Origin of the sequence: uncultured Maritalea sp., from assembly GCF_937139385.1 — a bacterium.
In the GTDB taxonomy this organism is placed as follows: Bacteria; Pseudomonadota; Alphaproteobacteria; order Rhizobiales; family Devosiaceae; genus Maritalea; species Maritalea porphyrae_A.
In genome coordinates this window covers 1-3,191 of record NZ_CAKZPW010000413.1, presented here as the reverse complement: position 1 = coordinate 3,191, position 3,191 = coordinate 1, and the positions used below count along the sequence as shown (strand labels likewise).

2 protein-coding genes and 1 pseudogene are annotated in these 3,191 nt (G+C 51.2%); 1 reads left to right on the top strand and 2 read right to left on the bottom strand.

Annotated features, from left to right (window positions below):
• Positions 1 to 418, bottom strand: a 418-nt coding sequence (locus Q0231_RS16305; RefSeq protein WP_299349272.1) for a hypothetical protein, incomplete at its 3' end; no start/stop codon positions are given.
• A 4-nt stretch (positions 419 to 422) separates the two neighbouring features.
• Positions 423 to 2,849: a phenylalanine--tRNA ligase subunit beta gene (gene pheT / locus Q0231_RS16300; RefSeq protein ID WP_299349269.1), complete on the bottom strand. Its 2,427-nt coding sequence runs from the start codon at positions 2,847 to 2,849 to the stop codon at positions 423 to 425.
• Positions 2,850 to 2,959: 110 nt separating this feature from the next.
• Between pheT and Q0231_RS16295 the strand changes: the two are divergent.
• Positions 2,960 to 3,191: pseudogene (locus Q0231_RS16295) on the top strand (hypothetical protein); the annotation flags it as partial.

Genomic DNA, 3,191 nt, shown 5'->3' with positions numbered 1-3,191 from the left:
ATCCCAATGCTGTTGTTTGAAACAGCACAAGTGCAAGCGTTACCAACAGCCCCAATAGAGCAAAACCCGAAACCAGTTGCCAAAGATCGCGGTGTTCGAGTTTGCGGCCAAGCACAAACAAAGGGGCCGCGAGCAAAACGGCCAAGAAGTTGATGGAATGAAGTCCGGCAACCGGATCACCCGTAGCGGCGATAAACGCCAATGCGAGGGCAAAATAGGTCGCAAAAAAGGTCGCAATCAACGGTTGTCGCAGAATTTCGGCAAACCGCACTTCTCGAAAAACGAACGGTATGCTGATCAGCAAAACAAGTTGCACGAGTGTAGCGCTTATAGAGCCCAACGGTCCCATAAGAACAAGTAGGAAAAACAGCACCAATGCCAAGGTTGGGTGTTCGCGCGCTGTTTTTCCTATTCTCATGTTGCTATCCGCGCAGCGCGGCTCCAGTCGCTTTTTCAACGGCCGAAATAATCTTTTTGCTAACGGCTTCAATGTCTTCATCGGTAAGTGTTTTTTGGCGCGGCTGAAGTGTGACTTCAATCGCGACAGATTTTTTACCCTCGCCAATATGTTCACCTTCAAACACATCGAAAATCGTTGTTGATTGAATGAGCTTTTTGTCCGCAGAGTTTGCGGCTTTAACAAATTTGTTGGCTTCAACGGCACCGTCGACCAAGAACGCAAAGTCTCTGCGGACTGGTTGCAGGTCGGAAATTTCCAACGCACCTTTGGCTTTGCTAGCTTTTTTGCGCGGAGCCGGGATGGCGTCAAGGTTCAATTCGAACGCCACAATTGGGCCCGACAAATCCAGTTCGGTGATAAGCGCGGGGTGCAATTCGCCAAACCAACCCAAAATCATTTTGGGGCCAAGTTGCAGACGCCCTGCGCGGCCGGGATGCGCCCAATCGGCTGGTTCTGCGACCACTTGCACGTTGTTAACGTCCATGCCCAATGCATCAAGCGCTGCGAGCGCATCGGCTTTGACATCAAAAACATCGACTTTATTTGCTTTACCTTGCCAATCACGCCCCACTTGGGCGAATTTGGCGGTGCCAGATCTAACGCCTGTTGCATAGTTCAATTGACCGTCGATGTTGTCGTTTTTAAACACTTGGCCAACTTCAAACAAAGATACATCCGCAAAGCCACGGTTTGCATTTCGCCCCACAGCCGCCAACAGGCCGGGCAACAAAGACGGACGCATGTCTGTTAGGTCCGACGCGATTGGGTTTTCAAGTTTCAACTCGTCAACGCCACCGCCAAACAGAGTCGCTTCTTTTTCCGAAATGAAAGACCATGTTACCGCTTCGTGGAACCCTCGCGCCGCCAAGGTGCGACGTGCAAGACGGCGTCGGTTTTGGATCGTTGTCAGCATTTTTGGTGCGACACCTGACAAGCGCGGCAGAGGATCAACCGGCACTTTATCTACGCCAACAATGCGCATAACCTCTTCGACAATGTCCGCTTTACCTTCGATGTCTGGACGGAATGACGGCACATTGACCTTCACTGTATCGCCCGATCCCGCGACCCAAAATCCAAGGCGAGATAGAATTGCCTTAGCTTCGGCAAACGGCACTTTAAGGCCGGTCAGGCGAGTGATTTCAGCCAATGGAAAATCGATAATTTTTTCAGGTGAACGCACTTCGCCAGTAACAACAGGCTCATGCACTTCGCCGCCGCAAATCTCTAAGATCATTTTGGTGGCCAGCTCTAGGCCTGGGTTAACAAACTCTGGATCAGCATGACGCTCCAACCGGTAGCGGGCGTCCGAAACAATGCCAGTTTTGCGTCCGGTTTGTGCAATCAACAATGGCTCCCACCATGCGCATTCCATAAATATGTTCGTGGTTTCAGCTGTACAGCCGCTTTCCTCACCACCCATGATACCGCCGATACAAAGCGGTCCATTGTCATCGGCCAAAATGCACATGGTTTCATCGAGTTGATAGGTCTTACCGTCAAGCGCAACAATCTCTTCGCCACTCTTAGCATTTCGTGCATGAAACTGGCCGCTAATTTTGTCGGCATCATAGGCGTGTAGTGGGCGCCCCCGATCATAGGAAATATAATTGGTAATATCTGCCAGCGCATTAATGGGACGAAGGCCAACCGCGATCAGGCGCTTTTGCAACCATTCAGGAGATGGACCGTTTTTGACGCCCTTAAACAATCGACCTGCAAACATTTTACAAGCTTGTGGCTCGTCTTCGCCAAAACGAAAATCGACTGAAACATCGCCCGGGCCCGCCAATGTAGCAGGTACTGATTTAACGGCACCGTCTTTTAGCTCGCCAATACCTGCTGCAGCCAAGTCGCGCGCAATGCCATAAACACCCGTCGCGTCGCCACGGTTTGGGGTAATCGCAATATCAACAACAACATCATCAATACCTGCGTAGTCGACATATTTGGTGCCAACTGGTGCATCTTCTGGCAGATCGATAATGCCGTCGTGTTCGTCCGAGAGCATTAGCTCACGCTCAGAACACAACATGCCATTGCTTTCTTCACCGCGAATATTGCCTTTGGTCAAAGTGAAATCAACGCCCGGCACATAGGTACCAACCGCTGCAAAAACGCCCTTAAGTCCAGTGCGTGCGTTTGGTGCGCCGCACACGACTTTCACTGGTTCACCAGATCCAGTATTGACCAAACACACCCGCAACTTATCAGCATTCGGATGCTTTTCGGCGCTGATTACTTCGCAGACCGTAAAGTCGTTCAGCACTTTGGCTTGGTCTTCAACCTCTTCGACCTCAAGGCCGATCATGGTGAGGGTTTCAATGATCTCATCGTTCGACGCTTTTGTGTCCAGATGATCTTTGAGCCAATCAATTGTGAATTTCATCGGTCTACTCTTTTGTTATCTCTTGTTCGAACGTTTCTACTATTTCAAAACGTTCGCAAACCAGTTTCATATCAGGTGAATACCCGCCGTTGCGGGTGGCAGACGCGCAAGTGACCCGTCTGGAAAACGAAATCGACGCCATGACCCAATCGGTCGCCCCCTTGCGCAGCTTTATTCTGCCCGGCGGCTCTGCCCTTGCCGCACATCTGCGCGCGCATCCTGAACAGCCATTGGCGGATGTTGCACATACGTTGAAAAATGGCCGACGTGCCTTTGAAAAACGCCGTGTGGTGGTGGCGGAAACCCATGCCGAAGCCGCCGACCTGCTCGACGGCGCGGATA